Raw genomic sequence first — 14,815 nt, forward strand, 5'->3', positions numbered from 1 at the left:
CAATTGGACAATCCGCAATCAACTCCCCTTCCAGACGCTTTGCGGAACATAGACATGGCCATCCGCCAGCTTACGCGCCGTTCGCACCAAACCCGCCGCCTTCAAGTCGAACCCCTCCTCAGACGAGAAATCTACCAGCACGTCGATTTTCCCTGACGCGTGTTCCAGCACAACATCGGCCGGGCTGGTTTCCGGTCGCTCAAGCAACCCATCAGCAACGGTTCCCGGCGTCAGCGCGCAGGATGCCATGCATTGTGCACCTGTAACTGCCATCGAAGGGTGCGTCTTCCATGGCATGAAATACCGGACGGAAATCGTCCCGCCATCGCGGGCAGGTGACACGATCCCGAACTTCGGCGTCACGGAATGAGAAACATCGCCCATACCCATCAGCTTTCCCGCTTCGATTCGCACGGCCTCCATGCAATCAAAAAACGCGCGGTTGGCATCCAGGTCTTCAGCACTTTCATACCCAGTCAAACCAAAATCCGAAGCACGGGCGATGGCCATCGGCATCGCAACATCCATGCAGGTCAGCTCAATCCCCTGAACCGTGTCACGCAGATTGCCCGTGGGTAGAAAGGCCCCGGTTGACGAGCCGACGACCCCCATGAATTTCAGTTGCACAGGCGCAGCACAACCGGGCACACCGGCAATCTCGGTATCTCCGTCATAGGTCAATCGGCCATCGGGTGTTTGCATCTTGGCGACAACCCGTGCCCCTGTGTTGACGGCCAGAATTCGGATTTCCGTTTCGTCTCCGGCGGGTTCGATCAAACCCATTTCGATTGCGGCAGGTCCGACCCCGGACAGGATGTTCCCGCAGGTCGGCTTAAAATCCACCAGTTTTTCTTCGACCGAGACCTGAGCGAAGAAGTAATCGATATCTGCCCAATCATCTTCGCTGACCGACAGCATAGCGACTTTGGTCGTGACTGCAGCGCCACCCCCGATCCCATCGATGTTCAATGGATGACCAGCTCCGACCGCGGAGATCAGGACGTCAGCCAGAGTATCCAGATCCTCTGGCAGATCACATCGGCGGAAATACGGGCCGCGTGACGTGCCTCCACGCATGAAGACATACGGAATTGCCGTTTGAGTCATCTCAGGCCCTCCTCAACAATGCTTGTCAGAACTTCGGTGAATTCGCGGGTGCCGAGCGCGCCTTGCAGGTCTCGCGTTCGGGTTTCGGGTAACGCGAGTGCCGTGCACACGGACGCGCGGATCAGGTCAGCAGCCTCCGTTTCTCCGAGATGCCGCAGCAGCATTTCGGAGGACAAAATCAGCGAGACCGGATTGGCCATGTCCTTGCCAGCGATATCAGGGGCAGAACCGTGCTGGGCCTGAGCGACAGAGTGACGAACACCAAAATTCAGGGACCCGGCCAACCCCAGCCCCCCTGCCAGTTCAGAGGCTAGGTCACTTAGAATGTCGCCGAACATGTTTGTGGTGATCAAAACGTCGAAGCGCGAGGGATCGCGCACCAGATGCGCCGCCGCTGCATCGACGAGCATTTCGTCATAAGTGACACCCGGAAATTCCTCGGCCACAGCTCTGGTGCAGTCGAGGAACAAGCCGTCCGTCATACGCATAACGTTGGCCTTGTGAATGACTGTCACGTGTTTGGCTGGGCGTGACGCGGCCAGTTCAAATCCAGCCCGTGCGATATCCATGCTGGCCGAACGCGTTACCTTCCGGAACGCCAGCGCGATATCGGGCTCGGGCATGAACTCTCCGCCCCCGGCGAACATGTTGCGATCGGCGTAGAACCCTTCGAGGTTTTCGCGCATCACAACCAGATCGAACGCCTTGCGGGACGGGGCATCCAATCCCGGCCAAGTTCTGGCCGGGCGGTGGTTGGCGAACAGCTCCAGTTCCTTGCGCAGAACTCCTGACGGGTTGCGTCCGCCCTGATCGACAGGCGGATAGCTGTTGTGCGAAACCGGTCCGAGGATGACACCGTCAGCGCGCTTCGCGGCCTCAGTTACCGCGTGCGGGATCGTTGATCCTTCCGCCTTTAACGCGACAAATCCGATATCCTTATGTTCAAACCTGATTTCTCGCCTAAAGGATGGGCTGGCGGCACGAAGAACCGCCAGCGTTGCGGCCATGATCTCTGGCCCGATGCCGTCCCCTTCTAGGCACAGCAACTCTAAATAATCGCTCATTTCAGCGGCCATGGCAGGCTCACCATGTCCTGCAACAGACCCGGCGGGAAATCCCGGTTCAGCGCCCCTGCCATGAAGCACATGAAGCCGATTCCGCAAGCCGTCAGGATTAGCGTCATCTGCCAGCTTGAACCGGCGCGAATGCGGAAGAATGCGATCAGGAACCCGATCAGGGCGAGGATGAAGCCCACAACCCATGTGGCCGCGATAAGAGAGCCGAACCACGCCAGCGTTGACCAGAGGCCGTGGGGGGCGCTGGCATCTTCGCCGGCGATCTCCTTGTCGGCAAAGATCGCATCCCCCTCAGGTCGCCGCATCATCTGGATCAACAAGATCACGCAGCAGAACAAAGAGACGCTGCCGATCACCAACGGGATGATCTTGTCGGTCATGTTGTAGTCGGGGATCATGTTGGCGTTGACCAATGCCACGATCAGATAGGCCATAATCACCAGCAGGAAGACCAACGGTGCGCGCTTGCTGCCGGATTGAACCTCACCCTCGGCCATGATCATCTTGGCCTGACGGATGCCCAGAATGACCGAAGCTACAGTGATCACGATCAGGACGATCACGATCGGGCTGAAGACGTACTCCATGCCTTCGCCAAAGCTTTTGCGGAAGCGGAACGAGGCAATCTGAAATGCCTGATTGGTGAACTTCTCAACCGGGTTGGACAAAACGAACCCGATCAGAAAGGCCGGGCGTGACCAGTCGAAACGGCGCAGGAAGATGCCGATCAGGCCGATGACGAACAGGGCCAGCAGATCTTCGAAGTTCTGACCGGACTGGAATGCCGCGAAGCTGATCAGCATGAACAGAAACGGCGCCAGATAGGTGAAGCGGATCGTCGTCAGCTTGGCGATCCCGCCCGAGGCTGCGATACACAGGATGGTGCCCACCACGTTGGCGAGAGCCAGCAGCCAGACAATCGAATAGGTGATGTCGAGATTATCCTTGAGCATGCTCGGACCGACCTCGATATCGCCGGATCCCAACAGTGCAACAGCGCCGATAAAGATTGCCATGGAACCCGAGCCGGGGATACCAAACAGCAGCGTTGGGACAAGCCCCCCGCCCTCCTTGGCGTTGTTCGAGCTTTCCGGCCCGATGACGCCACGCACTTCGCCTTTGCCGAAGTTGCTTTTGTCTTTGGTCGATTGAACCGAATGGCCATAAGCGATCCAGTCTACCACCGAGCCTCCGAGGCCGGGGATGACACCGACAACCACGCCAATGATAGAACAGCGGACCGACAGCCAGATATTCGCCGCCCAGTCTTTGACGCCATCCAGCCAACCAGCCCCTAGCGAAGCGCCCTTGGCAATGGACCGGTCTTGTCGCAACAGCGAGACGATTTCGGGTACCGCAAAAATGCCCAAACCTACAATGACTAACTTCAGACCATCCGTCAGATAGGGAATGTCATAGGTCGCCATACGTAGCGAACCGCCTGCGTCCGCCTCGCCAATCGTACCGACCATCAGGCCCAACCCTGCGGCGGCAACGCCTTTTAGCGGGATACGCCCGGCGAGAATGGCGACCATCGACAAGCCAAGAATGGTAATCATCAGCATCTCGGGCAGACCGAATGCCAGAACGATGGGCCGCGCGACCAGGATGAACATGGTCAGGAACGTTGCGCCGACCAGACCACCAAACAGTGATGAAGCAAAGGCCGCTGACAATGCCCGCGCGGCCTCACCCTTTTTCGCCATTGGGAAGCCGTCCAACACCGTAGCTTGCGAGGCTGAGCTTCCGGGGATCCCCATAAGAACCGATGCGAAGGTGTCAGAAGTCGGAACAACGGCGACCATCCCGATCATCAGGGCCAGACCAAGGATCGGGTCCATCCCGAACATGAAAGGCAGCAACAAGGACAGACCAGCGATACCGCCAAGCCCCGGGAAAACACCTACGGCCAGCCCCATGACGACACCGAGAACAAGGTACCCCAGAACAATAGGTTGCAGGATCAGACCCCACGCGTCACTGAGCGCAGGAAGAGCTGTGGCGAAAACCTCCATAGCGGCCGCCTTTCATAAATTGTCTTGTGTTTGGAAAAGCGCGCGCCCGACATTGGGGCACGCGCGGTGGTGTTTGGGCTTAGTTCAGCTCGACACCATAGGCTTCTTTGAGCCAGTTCAGGACATAGGCCTTGGCGTTGTCATCGACGTTTGTCGCGGTTTGCAGCGCCGACTTGGAGCCGTCGCCCACAAATACCGGGTACTTACCAACGCGTTTGGACGAAATGTCAGCAAAGTCTCCACGCTCGGTCACAGCCTGGAACGCTGCTGTGTATGCATCGACAACTTCCTGAGGTGTGTCACCGGGCAGGAAGGCCAGCTTCTGAACCGGGAAACCTGCGACAAAGAACGCTTTCCAAGCGTCCCACGCCTCACCACTGGTTTCACAGCCATCTGTTGCTTCGCAAACTTCTTTGAAGGTCGGAATATCAGGAAAGGTCGGGTCACGAACGATGTTCCCATCGGCATCCAGCGCACCCCAGGTCATCATTGGAACAGCCTGACCGGCCTCAACCAACGGAGCCGAACCACCCAGATATCCGGATGAGGTCTGATAATCGATGTTGGCTTCACCGCGTTCGAACATCAGACGGCCATCGCCGCGACCCTTGATGCCAAAAACCGGCTCAACATTCATACCCAGCATCTGCCATGCCAGCAGCGGCACAAGGTCAAGACGCGTCGCGCCTTGCGAGCCATAGATGAAGTTGGTGTCTTTCAGCGCATTTGCGGAGCCATCAAATTTGGCACCGTCCTCGGCGTTCAGATAGGCCACACCACCGGTCCCGGATGCCATGACCGGGATCCAATCGTTGTATTCATAACGCACGCGCGGATCGCTCAGCAGATACGGGAACTGAGTCGAGCCCGAGGTGCCAAACAGCAGCGTGCCATCATCGTGGCTCTGCTCCTGAAACCAGTTCGCGCCCTTGGTCGAACCGGCACCAGGCATGAATTTAACGACCACCGTCGGTTGACCCGGCAGCGCTTCGGACAAAAGCGGGGCAAAGAAGTTGGCCCATTTGGCAGACCCGCCTGTTTCCGAGAACGGGATAACCCACTCGATGGTCTTGCCCGAGAAATCAACTTCGGCTGCGGCAGGTGCTGCGATACCGGCGGCGGCGATCAGCCCCACGACGGCACGACGGGTGAATTTGGAAATGGCCATTGGTTCCTCCCTGTTGACCAGACAACCACGTCGGCGCGCTCTGCGCCATCGTGATCGCAAATAGAACTGTGGGGTTGATTCCCCCTCCCATCTGGCAATCATGGAGCGCCAACCTTGCGTGAAACTTGCAGGAGACCCGATGCGGATCGTCATCGTCGAGGACAATGAAACCCTCGCCAACGCTATTGCCTACCGCCTGCGTGATCGCGGTCATGCCGCAGATGTGCTGACTGATGGCGATGAAGCGGCCCTTTACCTTCAGCAAGAAGGCGCGGACCTCATTGTTCTTGATATTAATCTACCGGGTCAGTCAGGGTTGGATATCTTGAAATCTCTGCGCAATCGCGGCGACGGAGTTCCTGTTATCCTGCTCACAGCGCGTGCCGAGACCAGCGACAGGGTTTCGGGTCTGGATATGGGCGCCGACGACTATCTGGTGAAGCCGTTCGAAATGGACGAGCTGGAAGCACGCATCCGGGCGCTGTCTCGCCGCAAACAGCTCGATTATGGCGCGCGTGAGACCATAGGCGAATTGGAATTCGACCGCGTTGCACGACAGGTCAGCGTAAATGGCGGAGTTCTGGATATTCCGCGCCGGGAAATGTCCGTGCTGGAATGTCTGCTGGAACGACGCGGCAGAATCGTTCCCAAAAGCCAACTGACGGACCATGTCTATGGGGTGGGGGCTGATGTCGATGACTCAGCCGTTGAACCTCATGTATCGAGGCTGCGAAAACGTCTCCAGAATTTTGGTATCAGGATAAAGACAGCGCGCGGCCTTGGGTATCTGCTTGAGGTCGAAAAGTGATTGGACACCGTTCGCTCAGGCAAAGGCTTTTCGTCCTCATTCTGACACCCCTAGTCCTGCTCGCGATCCTGCTTGGATATTGGCGATTTACGGTAGCCCAGCAAACTGCGCAGGAGTTGTTTGACGACAGCCTGCTATCTGCGGGCCTGGCGATTTCGCGCGATGTCACGATTTCTGAAGGCGATGCACTGCTGCCCTCTACGCGGAACATGATCCGAGATGCCTCGGGCGGAGAGGTCTTCTATCATGTGACAGGACCCGGCGGAATTTATGTGACCGGCTATGCTTACCCTCCAACCAGTGCAAGACCTGAAGATCAAAACCCCTATGAGCCCTTCTTTTTTGAAGCGATTTACCGGGGCGAACCTGTCCGCGTCCTCAGGATGACTGAACGGATCACTCTGGACAATCTTGTGGGGGATGCGACGGTTACGGCATGGCAACTCATGGCTGACCGCAACGCCTTCGCCAATGAATTGTCGATCCGCGCCATCATCCTCATGGGCATCCTTCTCGCCACTCTGGCACTTGTTGTCTGGTTCGGCGTCGCACGCGGCCTCAGACCTTTGCTGGACCTGCAGGACGCAATCGACCTTCGTTCGCCGGATGATCTCAGTGAGATCAAACGCCCGGTCCCGGTCGAAGTGCATGGCATCGTCCAAACACTGAACCGACTGTTTGGGCAGGTCGAACACAGCATCAACGCCCATCAAGTGTTTATCTCAGAAGCAGCGCATCAGCTGCGAAATCCGGCAGCTGCGGTCCAATCCATGGCCGAAGCTCTGCGTGACGCGAAAACGGATGGCGATAAAGAAGAGCGCATCGCAGAACTTGTGACCGCAGCGAAAAACTCTGCAACCGTGGCCGAGCAATTGTTGTCGCTCGAACGGCTCAGACACCCGACGCATCTGGGTAAGGCAGATGAGTTTGATTTCCGCTCAGTTGTCGAAGACTCCTGTGCGGAAATGGGTGTTCATATCCTCGCGAAGGGGATCGAATTCGAGGTCACCATGCCTGATGACGTGGTCTTGGTTTCAGGCGATCAGGTGTTTTTGGGCGAAGCGATCAAGAACCTGCTCGACAATTCCCTCAAGCACGGTGGGGAGGCGTTGAGCAGGATTTCAGTATTATTACAGCGTGATGATAGCACGGTGAGGCTGACGGTAGCCGATGACGGCGCCGGGCTTACACCCGACCAAAGCGAAGCGGCTTTCGGTCGATTTTCGCAGCTGGAACACTCACAGGGAAGTGGTCTTGGATTATCAATCGTCTCCGCCGTGGCGCAACGCCACGGAGGGCAGGTTTCGATCGATCCATCTAACAAAGGTGCAAGCCTTACGCTCACATTTCCGCATCAAGCAAGTAACCTTTAACGGCTGGTCAATAGGCAATACTCTCTCGCCTTGATGACGCGTTGATCGGCTCCGGTGTGATCATGTTAACCGCCTGCCTAATTCGGGCACCGAGAACACGGAAAACTCAATGCTCACGTGACAGAAGATTGGGTAGCGACGCATACATATTGATCTCGTTGCACACCAGCGGCTTAAAAATAGAGGGGCGATACATGTTGGTCACCGACACAAGCACCGAACTGCTTTCGTTGGGGCATCGAGCTCACTGATGTCTAACACTGAGTCTTTCAAACCACTTCATACGTTGTACTGGCGAGATTTTACGTTCTCAGAGTGCCCACTGGAAATCCAAACCGTAATACAAGAATAGAAAACAGGGACTATATCTATCGCTTCAAACCGTTAGGTAACCCCTCACTCCACTTTCGTAGCTCGTCGAGAAACCCGAGCGCTGTGCGGCCAAACTCGGTGATGGAATACTGAACGGACACCGGAGCGGTATTCATCACTTGCCGCGTAACCAGGCCCTGCTCCTCAAGCTGACGCAACCGCTCGGTGATCATCTTCTTGCTGGCCCCTCCGATCATGCGGGACAGATCATTGAAACGCACAGGACCATCCCTGAGGTGCCACAGGATCGATCCGGTCCATTTTCCGCCGATGATCCGCATTCCACGCTCGATGGCACATGGCTCCAGGCAGGCCTCCGAGACCTGTCGACGTCCTTTGGCATCCTCGTTAATCCGTGCCAGCATCGTCGTCCTTTCACTCAGGAAACTAGGTTACTAAAAGTATACTGGTTGATTTCTGCAACCTGCATCCTCAAGTTCCCTCTGAACCCAAGACAAGTCAAGGGTTCAGAGATTGTACCTATAGGATATGGACATGAGCAAAATCCTGATCGTGAACGGCACCCAGCCCTACGAATTCGCCCCCGGGCGGTTGAACGCCAGCCTGACGGACCATGCGCGTGAGGCGCTGACAGCCATGGGGCACGAGGTGCGCGTGACCACCGTTGCCGATGGTTACGACGCGAATGCCGAGGTCGAAGCGCACCTTTGGGCCGATACAGTTATCATGCAGTTCCCGGTGAACTGGATGGGCGTCCCGTGGATTTTCAAGAAATACATAGATGAGGTTTACACGGTCGGGATGGATGGTCGTCTGAGTGCAGGGGATGGCCGTACAACGGACGCGCCCAAGGCCAACTACGGTACAGGCGGCACGCTAAGCAGCAAGACATACATGCTGTCGGTCACGTTCAATGCGCCAAGAGAGGCTTTCGACGACGCATCCGAGCCGTTCTTTGCCGGTGGCAGCGTTGATGATCTGCTGCGCCCGATGCACCTGAACGCAAGGTTCTTGGCCATGCAGCCCCTGCCAACTTTTGCAGCGTTCGATGTTATGAAGAACCCGGAGATCGAAGCCGATTTTACCCGCTTTGATGCGCACCTGAAGGCCGCATTTGCCGAGGTCGAACATGTCCCGGCCTGATATCCACCTTTATACCGCCGGCACGATGAACGGCTACAAGCCGGTCATCTTTCTGGAAGAGGTAGGTGTGCCCTACGACCTGACTCACATCAACTTTTCCAAACAGGAACAGAAAGCGCCGGACTATCTGGCGCTGAACCCTAACGGTAAGATCCCGACTATCGAAGATCGTGCAGAAGGACGCGCTATCTTCGAATCCGGCGCGATCCTTTGGCATCTGGCCGAAAAATATGGAAAATTCCTGCCGCCGGACCCGGTCAAACGATCCGAGGTGATGCAGTGGATGTTCTTCCAAGTGGGCCACGTCGGCCCGATGATGGGGCAGGCGATGTACTTCCAACACATCGCCGCACCCAATGGCCATGAAGAGCCCTTTTCAATCCGTCGCTACGTGGACGAAAGCCGCCGCTTGATGGAGGTGATGAACACGCGTCTGGACGGGCGCGAGTGGATCGCCGCAGACGAATATACCATCGCTGACATGATGCTGTACCCGTGGGCGCGTGCTTATGTCTGGGCACGGGTAGATGTGTCAGACCTGCCGCATCTGAATGCATGGTTCGACCGCGTTGATGCCCGGCCGGCCGTGCAGCGAGCGCTGACCATCCCCAAAGCAAACCCTCAATTCTGGGATGCAGACGCAGATGCCAGCGCCTTTGCCAAGGAGAACGCCGCGCGTTTTTCCGGCGATGTGAAAGGAACCTGAACCGTGCAAGACGCTCTCTCCATCCGTGTCGACATCGTGTCGGACGTTGTCTGCCCGTGGTGCGTGATTGGCTATCACCAACTGGCCAAGGCCGCGCACGATGCCGGGATCGAACTAGATATCCAATGGCACCCGTTCGAGCTGAACCCCCAAATGGCCGAGGGCGGAGAGAACCTGCGCGAGCATCTGGCTGCAAAATACGGGACAACTCTGGAAGGATCGATCAAGGCGCGTGCCCGCTTGACGCAGTTGGGAACCGCGCTTGGGTTTACCTTCAACTATGCGGACGACATGCGGATGTATAACACGTTTCGCGCACACCAACTGATCGACTGGGCCTCTGAACAAGGCAAGGGGCACGACATGAAACAGGCGCTGTTTGCAGCGTTCTTTACGCGCCGCGAGGACGTCTCGGACGTGCAGGTTCTGTCTGATGCAGCTGCCAGTATCGGATTGGACCGTGCTAAAGCTTTGATTATGCTGCAAAGCGGGGAACGGGCTGACAGCGTGCGCCAGAAAGAGCAGTTCTGGATCCGTCAAGGCATTCAGGGCGTCCCTGCAATGGTGTTCAACCAACGTCACCTCGTGACTGGCGCGCAAGGCGAAGAGAACTACACCCGAATCTTGCAGCAACTGTAAAACGATCAGGCCGCGTGACGCCTGCAGAGCCCGTCGCGGTTCGAACACCCCATGACAGATGCTTTTTGCCCGGCATGCCCTTGCCGAACAGCCATCGCAGGGGTTGTATGGTGCCAGTCTGCGCGACAAGCTTGGTGCAATACCAAAATCAGACATAAGGTGGCCGCATGTCGGCCACCTCAATCTATCAACTTCATGAGTTCATTCTTTATGGCCCTGCACGAACACCCCATGTGGCGAAAGCCTCAACATCACCAAGACCTTGACCATGCACATGACCACGTCCACTGGGCCGAGCTGTTCTATGACCTGATCCATGTCGTGACGATCTTCCTGTTGGGCAACTACCTGTCGCACCACCTTGATTTGCACGGATTTCTTGTGTTCGCAGGGGTTTTCATCACGCTGTGGTATGCGTGGGGTGAGCTCAGCATTTTCAATTCGATCTACATCAGCACCGATTTCTGGCACCGTCTCATCATGTCGGTGATGATCTGTACGGTGATGTTCATGGCCGCGGCGATCCCTGCGATTGACGGCAAGGGCTGGGTCTTTTTCGCCTTGGGCTTTGCCGCGAACCGGGCCATGATTGCAGCGCTTTACTATCGGGCTCGACGGGTCAATTCCTCGGGTGAGTCGATGTCGTCCGTGCAGATCCGCAACTTCTCGATCTTTGCGGTTATCTTTGCCATCACTGCATTTCTGCCGACACCTCTTGCCTATTGGGTATTCGCCGCCGCAATGGTGGCCACGCAGGCATTATACATGATCCCCGGTGTCACTGTCCTGCGTTTCGAGCGGTTCGTTCCGCGGCTTGGTCATATGGCTGAACGGTTTGCCCTGCTGACACTTATCGTATTGGGCGAAGGGTTCTTCAAACTCGTTGTCACCCTGTCCGAAAAAGGCATCTACAAAGTCTCGCCCGATGTGCTGGTCAACTTCATCATCGGCGGCGTTTCGATGTTCGTGATGTGTTGGATCTATTTCGATTTTGTCGGCAACGCCAAACCGAAGGACAAAAAGGTGTCGACCCTGGTCATCTGGTGGCTTGCGCACCTGATATTGATGCTTTGCGGCGTCATGGTCGGTGTGGCCCTTGCTGCAGAGGTCAAAGTCGGGTTCTGGGAGCCATACCCAATTGAATATGCCGCCTTTGGCTGTTTCGGCCTAGCCGGTTACATCGCCATGCTTTGGGTGCTTCAGAACGTCATCGAACACCGCCTTGCCTCGGATTTCGGGCGCTGGGATGTGCGGGTGTTCGGGATCATTCTGGCAATTGCCTGTTTCTATATCGTCCCACATGTCCCTTCATTGGTTGGCAATCTGGTCTGGGGTATCGCCCTACTCTCGCAAATCGCGTTTCCGTTGATGCGCGCCTGGTCGAAGTTTCGACATGAGTGAAGCTGTGACAGGTTCAAGCGGGCTGAGAAGACGAGTGTATTGGTGGCTCGAACGCCCGGACCGGGCTGCCAAGGGTCCTTGGTTGCTGGAAATAGCTCTGATCGCCCTGATAACTCTGAACGTGGCCGCTGTCATCCTTGAGACGGTCGACTCTATCTACGACCGCTGGGGTTTCGCGCTTAACCTGTTCGAGGGTCTTTCTCTGTTCGTATTCGTGGTCGAATACGTGGCCAGACTCTGGGTCGCGGCGGAGAACCCCAAGTATGAAACGCGTGCGTCCTGGGCCGTTTCTCCGATCGCCATCATCGACTTGCTGGCGATATTGCCAGCGCTGCTCTACCTGCTCTTCCCGGTTGACCTGCGTCTGCTACGGACCTTCCGTATGTTGCGGCTACTCAAACTCACGCGGTACTCGCCCGCACTCGGCATGTTGCTTGCCGTGTTCGAGGAGGAGGCTGGCGCTTTTTTTGCAGGTTTCTTCATCCTGATGGTGATGCTGATCTTTGCGGCGAGCGGTGCTTGGCTGGCAGAGCATAAGGCGCAACCCGAGGCGTTCGGTTCCATCCCCGCGGCGATGTGGTGGGCGATGGCGACATTGACGACCGTTGGCTATGGCGACGTGACCCCCGTAACGGTCGCGGGCAAGGTTTTCGGCGCTGCGATCACAGTGATCGGCATTGGTATGGCCGCTTTGCCCGCAGGGATCATCGCCAGCGGTCTGAATGATCAGTTGCACCGCCGACGCGCCAGCCTGGAGCACGAGTTCCGAAAGGCGCTGGAAGACGGCGACATCTGTGAGGCGGACGAGGCAGACATCGATGCCGTTCGCAAGCAGTTGGGACTGTCTCGCCGCGCGGCAGACCATATCCGGGATCGTGTGCATGCTGAAACGTTGTCAGAAACCGATCACTGCCCTACCTGCGGTCAACCGACTGAGCAAAAGGTTAAGACCTGAGCGATCATTTGGTTCCAGTATCGGTTGGTTTGTCCGCTCCAAACAGGCTATCCACGGTGCCCGAGATTTGCTGGGAAAAACTGTCTGCCAGCTCTTTGGCGTTGGCTTTTCCGTACATTCCGCTGATCGCGTTCAGGGAAATGGCAAAATACTGTACCGCTCCGATCAGTTGAAAGACTTGAGTGCGCAGTTCGGTTTCACTGGCATCCTGACCAACTGGTGTACTGCGAGAAATTTCCACTAACCTGTCCAGATAGACCTTCATAGGCCAAACCTTTGCGTTCTCATCGGCGTCCAGCAACGCCCGAACGGTCAGGCGTGCGTCATCAGGCCGTGACAAGTTGGACGCCAGAAAACGATTGAAATAGGCTTTGAGGTGCATCATCGGGTCAGGGTGCTTTGCCGCTTCAACTTCGGCAAATTGCCGATCAGCGAGACCAGAAAGAACCTCGGAGTACAGCCGTTGCTTTGTCCCAAAGAAGTGTAGCAGCGCCTGTTTTGAAACACCTGCTTCACCCGCCAATGCAGCAAGGCTTACGCCATGATAGCCGTTCGCAGCAAACTGTTTCGAGGCAATTTCCAGATAGCCCGCCCTCGCATCATTCTGCCTGTTCATCTATCGAACTCCGTTTCTGACGTTAAGTATCAGATGCACTACAACTTACCAAGTGGTAAGTAACTTACCGATTGGTAAGTGGAGGATCAAGCGATGGACAGACAAACCGAAATCGGGCTGATAAAGGAGATCATCGGGCTCGCGGATCAGAAATCGGCTTTTCTTGACGACACGATCGCGCATTCCCCGATTTCACGCTATTCCAGCCCCGAACGATTCGAGCGCGAGCGCGCTATGATCTTTCAGCGACGCCCCGTCATCGTCGCGCAAAGCTCGGAGCTAGAAGGACCCCGCGCTTTCCTCACCAAACGGTTCTTTGACTTACCCGTTCTGCTGACACGTGACGAAGATGGAATGGCCCGCGCCTTTCTCAATGTCTGCCGTCATCGCAGTGCAACGTTGGAGCGAGAGGCCAAAGGCTGCAAGCGCGTCTTCACTTGCCCGTACCATGCCTGGAGTTGGACCAACGAAGGTGAGTTGCGAGCCGTGCCGCAAGAAGCACAGGGATTTCCCGATCTGCCCCGCGCCGAACGCGGCCTACGCCGATTGCCCTGTGTCGAAATGCACGGATTTATTTGGATAGTCGCCAATCCCGATGCCGCAGAGATGCCCAATATGGACAATTGGCTTGCGGGTATTAGCCGCGATCTGGACTGGATTGGTTTAGATCAACACCGCATCGCAGCGATTCAGGAAATTGACATCAAGGCAAATTGGAAGCTGTTGATGGAAGGCGGGATGGAAGCTTATCATTTCCGGGTTGCTCACAAGAATACAATAGGCCCCTATTTCCCTGACAACCTGCTGACATACCAGATGTTCGGCCCTCACATGCGTGCAATTCTGCCTCGCATTTCGATGCCGGATCTGCGCGATACACCCGAAGACAAATGGGAGATCCGGCGGGATGCCAATATGGTGTTTACCCTGATGGCGAACACTCAGCTTCTGGTGCAGCAGGATCATGTTATGTGGTTCCATTTCGAACCCATCGCCCATGACTTGACCCATGTCCGCATGGCAACGTTGGTTCCGAGATCCGCGCCAGATACGGAGGAGATGCAGGCGCATTGGGATAGAAACCAAAAGATCACTGTGATCGCCTTGACGGAGGATTTCGAGTTGGGCGAAGAAATCCAATCCGGCTTTGCCTCGCGCGGCAATCCAAGCCATCTATTCGGGCGTTTCGAGGGGGCACTAAACAGGTTTAATATCTGCATCGAAGAAATGCTTGCGAATTAACGACCTCAGACCTTTGCCTTAGCGGTTTTGGGTTTCGTACTGATGCACTAACCTGCAACGGCGCTTCGGTTGCGGTTAAGGTAAGTTTCAAAATGCAATCGCTGTTCCGGTATTCTATTGGTTGCATTGGGCTCGTCGCAGGCATTCCCTGAAACCAAGATCAATGACTGCTGTCGGGTGGATTGAAGTAGATGGTGCCTTTGGTCGACGGTTGAGCTGACCATTTGACCAAG

At 56.3% G+C, this 14,815-nt stretch carries 14 protein-coding genes; 8 read left to right on the plus strand and 6 right to left on the minus strand.

The window, feature by feature from the left end; all coding sequences use genetic code 11:
• Window positions 1–18 precede the first annotated feature (18 nt).
• The 4 genes from ACR0NF_RS18225 to ACR0NF_RS18240 form a co-directional block, all read right to left on the minus strand.
• Window positions 19–1,107, minus strand: coding sequence for a 4-oxalomesaconate tautomerase (locus ACR0NF_RS18225; protein ID WP_480778740.1), 1,089 nt, complete (start codon window positions 1,105–1,107; stop codon window positions 19–21).
• Window positions 1,104–2,171, minus strand: coding sequence for an isocitrate/isopropylmalate dehydrogenase family protein (locus tag ACR0NF_RS18230; protein WP_480666479.1), 1,068 nt, complete (start codon window positions 2,169–2,171; stop codon window positions 1,104–1,106). The genes ACR0NF_RS18225 and ACR0NF_RS18230 overlap by 4 nt, the downstream gene beginning before the upstream one ends.
• A complete protein-coding gene (locus tag ACR0NF_RS18235; protein WP_480666478.1) occupies window positions 2,168–4,198 on the minus strand; it encodes a tripartite tricarboxylate transporter permease in 2,031 nt (676 codons plus the stop codon). Before ACR0NF_RS18235 ends, ACR0NF_RS18230 begins: the two co-directional genes overlap by 4 nt.
• Window positions 4,199–4,277: 79 nt before the next feature.
• On the minus strand, window positions 4,278–5,366 hold the full coding sequence (locus ACR0NF_RS18240; RefSeq protein ID WP_480468917.1) for a tricarboxylate transporter: 1,089 nt from the start codon (window positions 5,364–5,366) through the stop codon (window positions 4,278–4,280).
• A gap of 139 nt (window positions 5,367–5,505) precedes the next feature.
• Between ACR0NF_RS18240 and ACR0NF_RS18245 the strand changes: the two genes are divergently transcribed.
• Window positions 5,506–6,174, plus strand: a complete 669-nt coding sequence (locus ACR0NF_RS18245; RefSeq protein ID WP_480468916.1) for a response regulator transcription factor — start codon at window positions 5,506–5,508, stop codon at window positions 6,172–6,174.
• Window positions 6,171–7,547 carry a sensor histidine kinase gene (locus ACR0NF_RS18250; RefSeq protein ID WP_480468915.1) on the plus strand — a complete coding sequence of 459 codons (1,377 nt, stop codon included), beginning with the start codon at window positions 6,171–6,173 and terminating at the stop codon, window positions 7,545–7,547. The genes ACR0NF_RS18245 and ACR0NF_RS18250 overlap by 4 nt, the downstream gene beginning before the upstream one ends.
• A 368-nt stretch (window positions 7,548–7,915) precedes the next feature.
• On the opposite strand, the gene ACR0NF_RS18255 is transcribed toward ACR0NF_RS18250, so the two are convergent.
• A complete protein-coding gene (locus tag ACR0NF_RS18255; RefSeq protein ID WP_480666476.1) occupies window positions 7,916–8,284 on the minus strand; it encodes a winged helix-turn-helix transcriptional regulator in 369 nt (122 codons plus the stop codon).
• A gap of 130 nt (window positions 8,285–8,414) precedes the next feature.
• On the opposite strand from ACR0NF_RS18255, the gene ACR0NF_RS18260 reads away from it, so the two are divergent.
• From ACR0NF_RS18260 to ACR0NF_RS18280, 5 genes are all read left to right on the plus strand, one after another.
• Window positions 8,415–9,023 (plus strand): NAD(P)H-dependent oxidoreductase, encoded by a 609-nt coding sequence (locus ACR0NF_RS18260; RefSeq protein ID WP_480468913.1) that lies wholly within the window; start codon window positions 8,415–8,417, stop codon window positions 9,021–9,023.
• Window positions 9,010–9,729, plus strand: a complete 720-nt coding sequence (locus ACR0NF_RS18265; protein WP_480468912.1) for a glutathione S-transferase family protein — start codon at window positions 9,010–9,012, stop codon at window positions 9,727–9,729. The genes ACR0NF_RS18260 and ACR0NF_RS18265 overlap by 14 nt, the downstream gene beginning before the upstream one ends.
• Window positions 9,730–9,732: 3 nt before the next feature.
• Window positions 9,733–10,368, plus strand: a complete 636-nt coding sequence (locus ACR0NF_RS18270) for a DsbA family oxidoreductase (protein ID WP_480778741.1) — start codon at window positions 9,733–9,735, stop codon at window positions 10,366–10,368.
• 195 nt (window positions 10,369–10,563) lie between these two features.
• A complete protein-coding gene (locus tag ACR0NF_RS18275) occupies window positions 10,564–11,769 on the plus strand; it encodes a low temperature requirement protein A (RefSeq protein WP_480468910.1) in 1,206 nt (401 codons plus the stop codon).
• Window positions 11,770–11,803: 34 nt separating this feature from the next.
• Entirely contained in the window at window positions 11,804–12,724 is a 921-nt protein-coding gene (locus ACR0NF_RS18280) for an ion transporter (RefSeq protein ID WP_480468909.1), read from the plus strand.
• Between the two features lie 4 nt (window positions 12,725–12,728).
• On the opposite strand, the gene ACR0NF_RS18285 is transcribed toward ACR0NF_RS18280, so the two are convergent.
• On the minus strand, window positions 12,729–13,340 hold the full coding sequence (locus ACR0NF_RS18285; RefSeq protein ID WP_480468908.1) for a TetR/AcrR family transcriptional regulator: 612 nt from the start codon (window positions 13,338–13,340) through the stop codon (window positions 12,729–12,731).
• Window positions 13,341–13,433: 93 nt separating this feature from the next.
• Here ACR0NF_RS18285 and ACR0NF_RS18290 point away from each other — a divergent pair, with 93 nt between their 5' ends.
• Window positions 13,434–14,582 (plus strand): aromatic ring-hydroxylating oxygenase subunit alpha, encoded by a 1,149-nt coding sequence (locus tag ACR0NF_RS18290; protein ID WP_480666474.1) that lies wholly within the window; start codon window positions 13,434–13,436, stop codon window positions 14,580–14,582.
• The last annotated feature ends 233 nt before the right edge of the window (window positions 14,583–14,815 follow it).

The sequence above is a fragment of the Ruegeria sp. CF4 genome (genome assembly GCF_056537345.1).

Excerpts from the sequence above, each read along its gene's own strand:
- ACR0NF_RS18225 (WP_480778740.1), bottom strand. The coding sequence starts at position 1,107 with ATGACTCAAACGGCAATTCCGTATGTCTTCATGCGTGGAGGCACGTCA.
- ACR0NF_RS18245 (WP_480468916.1), top strand. The coding sequence starts at position 5,506 with ATGCGGATCGTCATCGTCGAGGACAATGAAACCCTCGCCAACGCTATT.
- ACR0NF_RS18255 (WP_480666476.1), bottom strand. The coding sequence starts at position 8,284 with ATGCTGGCACGGATTAACGAGGATGCCAAAGGACGTCGACAGGTCTCG.
- ACR0NF_RS18240 (WP_480468917.1), bottom strand. The coding sequence starts at position 5,366 with ATGGCCATTTCCAAATTCACCCGTCGTGCCGTCGTGGGGCTGATCGCC.
- ACR0NF_RS18290 (WP_480666474.1), top strand. The coding sequence starts at position 13,434 with ATGGACAGACAAACCGAAATCGGGCTGATAAAGGAGATCATCGGGCTC.
- ACR0NF_RS18235 (WP_480666478.1), bottom strand. The coding sequence starts at position 4,198 with ATGGAGGTTTTCGCCACAGCTCTTCCTGCGCTCAGTGACGCGTGGGGT.
- ACR0NF_RS18275 (WP_480468910.1), top strand. The coding sequence starts at position 10,564 with ATGAGTTCATTCTTTATGGCCCTGCACGAACACCCCATGTGGCGAAAG.
- ACR0NF_RS18265 (WP_480468912.1), top strand. The coding sequence starts at position 9,010 with ATGTCCCGGCCTGATATCCACCTTTATACCGCCGGCACGATGAACGGC.
- ACR0NF_RS18230 (WP_480666479.1), bottom strand. The coding sequence starts at position 2,171 with ATGAGCGATTATTTAGAGTTGCTGTGCCTAGAAGGGGACGGCATCGGG.
- ACR0NF_RS18260 (WP_480468913.1), top strand. The coding sequence starts at position 8,415 with ATGAGCAAAATCCTGATCGTGAACGGCACCCAGCCCTACGAATTCGCC.
- ACR0NF_RS18285 (WP_480468908.1), bottom strand. The coding sequence starts at position 13,340 with ATGAACAGGCAGAATGATGCGAGGGCGGGCTATCTGGAAATTGCCTCG.